The sequence below is a fragment of the Psychrobacter piechaudii genome, assembly GCF_900162825.1.
Classification (GTDB): domain Bacteria; phylum Pseudomonadota; class Gammaproteobacteria; order Pseudomonadales; family Moraxellaceae; genus Psychrobacter; species Psychrobacter piechaudii.
This window is the reverse complement of sequence record NZ_FUGE01000040.1, coordinates 1-6,590: the sequence shown is the minus strand read 5'-3', so window position 1 is coordinate 6,590 and position 6,590 is coordinate 1. Positions and strand designations below refer to the sequence as shown.

Annotated in this window: 5 protein-coding genes; 2 read left to right on the top strand and 3 right to left on the bottom strand. The window is 44.1% G+C overall.

Features of this window, described 5'->3' with window-relative positions:
• Both A1019T_RS00970 and guaA read left to right on the top strand, forming a co-directional pair.
• Positions 1-135 (top strand): zinc ribbon domain-containing protein (locus A1019T_RS00970; RefSeq protein ID WP_143514057.1); only part of this gene is annotated, 135 nt, incomplete at its 5' end.
• A gap of 241 nt (positions 136-376) precedes the next feature.
• The gene (gene guaA, locus A1019T_RS00965) at positions 377-1,975 is read left to right on the top strand and encodes a glutamine-hydrolyzing GMP synthase (RefSeq protein WP_077450017.1); all 1,599 of its coding nucleotides are present in this window, start codon (positions 377-379) and stop codon (positions 1,973-1,975) included.
• Between the two features lie 218 nt (positions 1,976-2,193).
• Here the strand turns inward: guaA and A1019T_RS00960 are convergent, their stop codons facing one another.
• From A1019T_RS00960 to A1019T_RS00950, 3 genes are all read right to left on the bottom strand, one after another.
• Positions 2,194-3,171: a zinc-binding dehydrogenase gene (locus A1019T_RS00960; RefSeq protein WP_077450016.1), complete on the bottom strand. Its 978-nt coding sequence runs from the start codon at positions 3,169-3,171 to the stop codon at positions 2,194-2,196.
• A gap of 152 nt (positions 3,172-3,323) precedes the next feature.
• The gene (locus A1019T_RS00955; RefSeq protein WP_077450015.1) at positions 3,324-3,917 is read right to left on the bottom strand and encodes a GDYXXLXY domain-containing protein; all 594 of its coding nucleotides are present in this window, start codon (positions 3,915-3,917) and stop codon (positions 3,324-3,326) included.
• A complete protein-coding gene (locus A1019T_RS00950) occupies positions 3,914-6,082 on the bottom strand; it encodes a DUF2157 domain-containing protein (protein ID WP_077450014.1) in 2,169 nt (722 codons plus the stop codon). Before A1019T_RS00950 ends, A1019T_RS00955 begins: the two co-directional genes overlap by 4 nt.
• Positions 6,083-6,590: the final 508 nt, after the last annotated feature.

The window sequence follows — 6,590 nt, the reverse complement described above, 5'->3', positions numbered from 1 at the left end:
GGTAGAGCAGGTTTGCGAATAAGAGGATGGAGGTGTGCTGAGTGTGGCACATGGCATGATAGAGATATCAATGCTGCTAAGAACATCCTCGCGGTCGGGCTTGATCGTCTAGCTGTAGGAATCCCCTCGGTTTAGCGAGGGGAGGAGGTCAATGACAAAATTTAAGCAATATAGATTTAGGGCGTTGCTTTGCTGAATTAATTACACTTTTCGGAGGCATTTAAAAACACAATTCCCCATCCCGGCTTAGATTCTTGTTAAAATAGCCGGATATAATTTTACCCCTATTTCTACGTCACGGTTAGATACCCTTTATCTTAATGTGTATATTGACCTGACTTAACTTTGAATTAGACTTGCCCAATTGGACATCACTATGAGTAATAATACCTCTGCCATCAAAGAAGACCGTATTTTAATTATCGATTACGGCTCACAGTACAGCCAGCTTATTGCCCGCCGTGTGCGCGAAGCCGGTGTTTTCTGTGAGATGTATCCTTATGACATCGACACTAGCCGTATTGAAGAATTTGGTGCCAAAGGCGTTATCTTATCAGGGGGTCCTGAAAGTGTGCACGATGAAAACAGCCCAAAAATCAATCAAGCTTTGTTTGATTTGAATGTGCCTATTTTAGGTATTTGCTACGGCATGCAAGCGATGGCCGATCACTTTGGTGGTAAAGTGCAAGCCAGTGACGTTCATGAGTTTGGTGCAGCGACCATTGAGATTACCGGGTCTAGCACCTTGCTTGATGGTATTGAAGATGAGAAGCAAGAAAACAGCCGCTTGCATGTGTGGATGAGCCACGGTGATAAGGTTGTTGAAGCGCCGCAAGGCTTTGAAGTGGTGGCCAGTACCCCAAGTTGCCCCATCGCAGTGATGGTCAATGAAGACAAAAAATACTACGGCCTACAGTTCCATCCAGAAGTAACTCATACCCTACAAGGCGATGTGTTGTTGTCGCGCTTTGTGCATCAAATTTGTGATTGTGCCGGCAGCTGGACGCCAGATAACATTATCGACATGCGCGTTGAGCAGCTAAAAGAGCAAATCGGTGACAAACAGGTTTTATTAGGCTTATCGGGCGGTGTTGACAGCTCTGTTGTAGCAGCTTTACTGCACAAAGCCATTGGCGATCAGCTGACCTGTGTGTTTGTGGATAACGGCCTATTACGTCTGCATGAAGGCGACCAAGTCATGCAAGTATTCGCTGAAAATATGGGCGTAAAAGTGGTCCGTGTTGATGCCGAAGACTGTTTCTTAACGGCGCTGGCAGGGGAGTCTGAGCCAGAAGCGAAACGTAAAATCATTGGTAAGACTTTCATTGATGTCTTCTCTGATGCAGCTCGTGATATCAGCCAAGGTAGTGATGGCAAGCCAGTAGAGTTCTTGGCTCAAGGCACTATTTATCCTGACGTTATCGAGTCAGCGAAGTCGCATCAAGGTAAGGCCCATGTCATTAAGAGTCACCATAACGTAGGCGGTCTACCTGATGACCTGCAGTTTGAGTTGGTCGAGCCATTACGCGACCTATTTAAAGATGAAGTGCGTAAATTGGGTATCGCGTTAGGCTTACCGCACAAAATGATTTACCGTCATCCGTTCCCAGGACCAGGTCTAGGCGTGCGTATCTTGGGTGAAGTGAAAAAAGAATACGCTGATATCCTACGTCAAGCGGACGCTATCTTTATGCAAGAGCTTGAGAAATCAGGCTGGTACGAAAAGACCGCACAAGCCTTTGCGGTATTTACCCCAGTGAAATCTGTGGGTGTGGTTGGTGATGGCCGCCGTTATGCTTGGGTTATTGCCTTACGTGCGGTTGAAACCATCGACTTTATGACCGCGCGCTTTGCTCATTTACCATATGACTTAATTGAGACCGTCAGTAACCGTATCATGAACGAAATCGCGGATGTCTCTCGTGTGACTTATGACGTATCAAGTAAGCCGCCTGCGACTATTGAATGGGAATAAGATTAAGTTGTAGTAGGTTCTAAACAGTATTTTTAACTAAAAAAGAGTAATGCCAGTCAGTTAAACAAGAGACTTAGCGGAGATATGGTTTTTTAAAACCAGAGAACTCCATAAACAGGGGTTTCTAGAAAAAACGAATTTCAGAATTTCGCTATAAAATCTCTTAACTGACTGGCATTACCCGACTGGGTGCTTTTTTAAGGTCTTAAATAATTGTTTTACAGCTTCAACAAGACTTTTCCTTTCTTACCTTTTTGAACTTTACCAGACACCGCTTCCTTAATGTCTTCAAGATCGTAAATGGCTTCTACTGGTAGTGTAAGCTGTTTATTCACCCCACGTTCAATGAGCTCATTGATTAAGCGTTTTTTGTTTTCAATATCCATTTCACGGCTGGTTTTACTGCCCCAAAACCCTTTAATCACTGCTTGTTTAAAAATCAAATTACTGGGGTTTAAAACCATGGGCTCACCCGCCATGACACCGAAAGAGACCAAAGTGCCATTGGGACCCAATAGGTCTAATAAGTCATTGCTGGCCTGACCGCCTAAAGAATCTACAGCGGCACTGATTTGAGAATCGCCAACAAGTTCACGGACCTTGTCTTTCCAGTCTGATTGGGAAATATCAATAGTATGTTTAATACCTAAGTCAGTCAGCTCTTGAACCGCTTCGGCTCGGCGCACCAAGCTAATGGTGTGGATGCCACGGGCAGCTGCTATCATTGCAAAAGATTTTCCCACTGCGCCGTTAGCGGCATTTAAGATGGCCCATTGACCCGGCTGTAACTGCATAAACTCCAGCAACATCAAGGCACTAAGGGGCATGGCAATCAATTGTGCCGCTATTTCATCTTCAAGCTCATCGGGCACAGCGAACACCATAGTGGCTGGCGCGGTGAAGTACTCCGCCCAAGTACCATGGATACTGGCCGCGGCTACCCGATCGCCGACCGAGAAACCTTTAACGTTTTCACCTATCGCATCGATTACCCCTAAAGCCTCACTTCCAGCTGTGGCGGGTAAATCTGGTTTATCCCCATATTGTCCCTTTATAGTAATCAAATCATGATTGTGAATGCTGGCTAAGATAGTTTTTACCCGAACCTCATTGGGACCAGGTTGAGGCATAGGGCTGTCAATTATGCTTAAAACATCAGAGGGTTTGCCAAAAGCGTTATAAGAAGCACTGCGCATGGGAGAATCCTTTTTTATTATTGATCGTCAAATAGCTTTCTAGTTTGATCTTATAGGGGTTATAACCATAACAAGGCACCGAGGAGGCTATCAGTATTACTTTGGTTAATAGTTGATTCAGTTAATAGCGTGGGGTAGCTTTGAATCCACGTTTACTCTGGATCAATCACTTCAAAGTCGCCATTGACCATATCAGTGAGCAGCGGATCGCCTTTATCATTCACTCGAAATAAGCCATATTTTGCTTGCTCAAAAGCCGCGGCTTGACCCTCTTGAAAGAAAAAAGCATTAGTAGCGATTTTTAGCTGGCCCTGACGCAGCCGATACGCCAAAAGCAATTCCTCTTTTGCCAAGCTTAATTGATCCTCCTCGGACGGACTGACCAATCGCACAAAATGACCCACCCCTTGCGTATCCTTTTTAATCACCACTAAACCGTCTTGAGACAGGCTATATAAACTTTCTATCGGCTGTTGATCCTCGGTAGTGGCTAATTGCTTTTCTATTGCTGCCATAATTTGCTCAGAGATAGCATAATTTAAGGCCATATAATCGCCTTGCATCAAGCTGCGCGGGTCAACTGGAGCCAGTGGTAGGAGTACCTTCTCAGCAGTGGCCAGATGGATTTCATATTTTTTTATCCCCAGATTCACCGCCACTAATACGACTATTAGACCAACAATTGCCAGTAATAGGTTTAATTTAGAAGAGGCCTGAGCGGTAGGCTTTAATCCAACTGATCTCATGGTAACTCCTCATCTTTTGTGGTTGTCTCTTCAGGCGTAGCAGTTTTAAGCTTAGGCAGACTGGTATCGTCAGAGTAAGCTATCTTTATGAGTTTATAAATCGCAAACAACACTAGGGAGACCGCCAATAATGACCCTGATTTCTGGAGCAAACTGGTATCGAGCTGATAGTAATACCAAAATATATAACCCACCAGGGCACTAATGCCTAAAGCCAACAAGGTCTTATTGGCATTGGCAATAGCCAACACAATTACTAGGCTGGTGGCCAAAACGCCAGAGATATAAATAGAAACCACGCCTAAGCCGATAACAGCTAAGGCAATCAGTCGGCCTATTTTTGAAGTGAGCTTTAACGAATACTGGTTCAAAATAATGTGGGCCACATATAAACAGACAGCGATAAGTAATCCCTGAGACAAGAAATAGTTGTAAACGAAGTCGCCTGCGATCCCAGCGATAGATTGTGAGTTTTCAGCGACAATAAACACCACCGACACCATAAGTAACACTATAGTACTGGCGTAATTCAGGGGTCTAAACAGGGTGTACCTGTTTGGGGTATCACTGGCCTTAGCAGTAGTCCTTACTTTTGAGTTGGGCAAAGAAACCACGCTGGCAATCAGGGCCAATAAAGGAGCCGATAATTCAGGTAATTGAAAATAACTGAGTAACCAAACCAAACACCCTAAAGCTATAAAGGCACTGAAAAAACGATGCAGGGTGTCTTTAAAGACCAGCAACAAAATTAATTGAAGCAGCATAAAGGTTGAAATCACTGCCAAAGTAGCTTCAAACTGCTCAACCAGAGCGACCGCTAAAAATACCTGAGCTGACAAGCTTAAAGCAAAGGCGAGACCATCACTAAAGGCATACGGTTTATGTAGAGTATGAGGATTTTGACGTTTGAATAATCCTAGGTTAAATAGCACAAAACTAACCAATAGCAGTAGCCCACTTAGTATCAGCTTCATCAGCGTATCGCGCAGAGTGTTGCCAAAAACTACCATTAAAAATCCGGTTATTAGTGCTCCAGAAAATAGGCCACTTAAGGTTAATAACAGCTGTATATACCAAGGAGTACTGACTGTAGAGGGGGTAGGGGTATCTTCTACCTCTACAGAAACTGGGTCTATTGTGGGCTGAGGCAGTGACTGAGGCAGAAATTCGGGCGACTGCTTGTCCACAGTGGACGGCTGTTTTATCGAGTGATTTAATTGGCGTAACCAATTTACAGCAAGAGCAGTGAGGCCGATAAGTAAAAACGCCATAACAAATAAAGCTGCATCACCTAAATGGGGGGCAATATACTGCGAGGCCATCACCATCAGCACTAGGATTACTGAGCCACTAAGCAAGGTAAGCATCAGTAGATCGACTTGCTGTCTATAAAAGCGCCAATAAAAGAAAGCCATAATACCCGCCCACGCCGCAAGACTGATGGGGGTTGCCACTCCCTTCTCGAAAAGAAAAACGGAAAACAGCCCTAAGCGTGTTGCCCAAAACATCACTACTATGGCTATGAGATACAAGCTCCAGTGCAAAGAGCGACCGCTGAGCTTAGGCTGAGCTTTACCTTTAAATGCCATCAAACCCAGGATAAGGGCCACAAGATTTACCGCGGTCAAGACCAGCAGACGCAGTAAGTCGAAGGAGACAGCACTGGTAACTAAAAAACCAGCGGCTGAGGTATAAAACAGGAAGCTTACGTTAATCAGCCCCAACCAAAGCAGCCAAAGTGCTGGCAGGCGAGCCGCAATGACCCATGGAATAATCAAAACCGCCCAACCAAAAAATAGCTGCCAACTGTCAGCCCCTGTCTGATAAACCTGACCCACTAAGGCCAATAGGCTGCCAGTTATTAGGCTAGCAATAAGCAGTAACAGCGGTTGGCCCAGCTTAAAAATACCTCTATGAGCGAGTAGCGCATAGCCTAAAACGGTGAGGACTAAGGCCGCCTCTACTAATCCAAATTTCCCCAGCTTACCTAGAGCCATCCAGTTATAAGCCACGAAAAACACCATAGCCAATACCAGTGAAATGGCAGAGGTTATCGCAGTAAATCGAATAAAGAAGTGGTACCAAGTCTCACTGCTAACAACAGGGGTAGCCGTTTGAGTTGGAGAGCTTGATGGGGGCGAAGTAGGGGTAGAGGCGGACGTCATAATGCTCTCGATACTAGAGGTTGCTGGTTACTAATTTGGGAGTAACAATCTCGCTGTGTTATCAGCGTGCATGAGAACAGCATACAGCAGACAGAGGGATTGGCAATATTTGTAAAAGGTAACCACGTTCAATCTATAGGTTAAATTATTAGGTTAAACCACTAGCGATATCCGGCTAATTTTTCAATTCTGCTAAAACTAAGTCAGTCAGTTACAAGATAACAAGAAAATAAACTTCCTAGTCAAACCTAATGTAAGTAGTTGATAATTAAACATTAACTTTAAATTTCATAACATGAATACATGAATATTTGTTGACACGATGATATATTTTTTTTCTCTGCACACGACAAAAAAAACAAAAAAGTCTGTTAAAGCAAAGGCATAATAGTAATTTTTAAGACGAATCAGACCATGCCAAACTTTAACAGACTTAGTGAAACTTTAACCCAAAACCTGAGTATGAACAAGGCAAGAATCAATTGTTTGAGCCTAATGATAATAGCCC

Bases quoted from the DNA above. Each gene is read 5' to 3' on its own strand.
- guaA (WP_077450017.1), top strand. From the start codon at position 377: ATGAGTAATAATACCTCTGCCATCAAAGAAGACCGTATTTTAATTATC.
- A1019T_RS00960 (WP_077450016.1), bottom strand. From the start codon at position 3,171: ATGCGCAGTGCTTCTTATAACGCTTTTGGCAAACCCTCTGATGTTTTA.
- A1019T_RS00955 (WP_077450015.1), bottom strand. From the start codon at position 3,917: ATGAGATCAGTTGGATTAAAGCCTACCGCTCAGGCCTCTTCTAAATTA.
- A1019T_RS00950 (WP_077450014.1), bottom strand. From the start codon at position 6,082: ATGACGTCCGCCTCTACCCCTACTTCGCCCCCATCAAGCTCTCCAACT.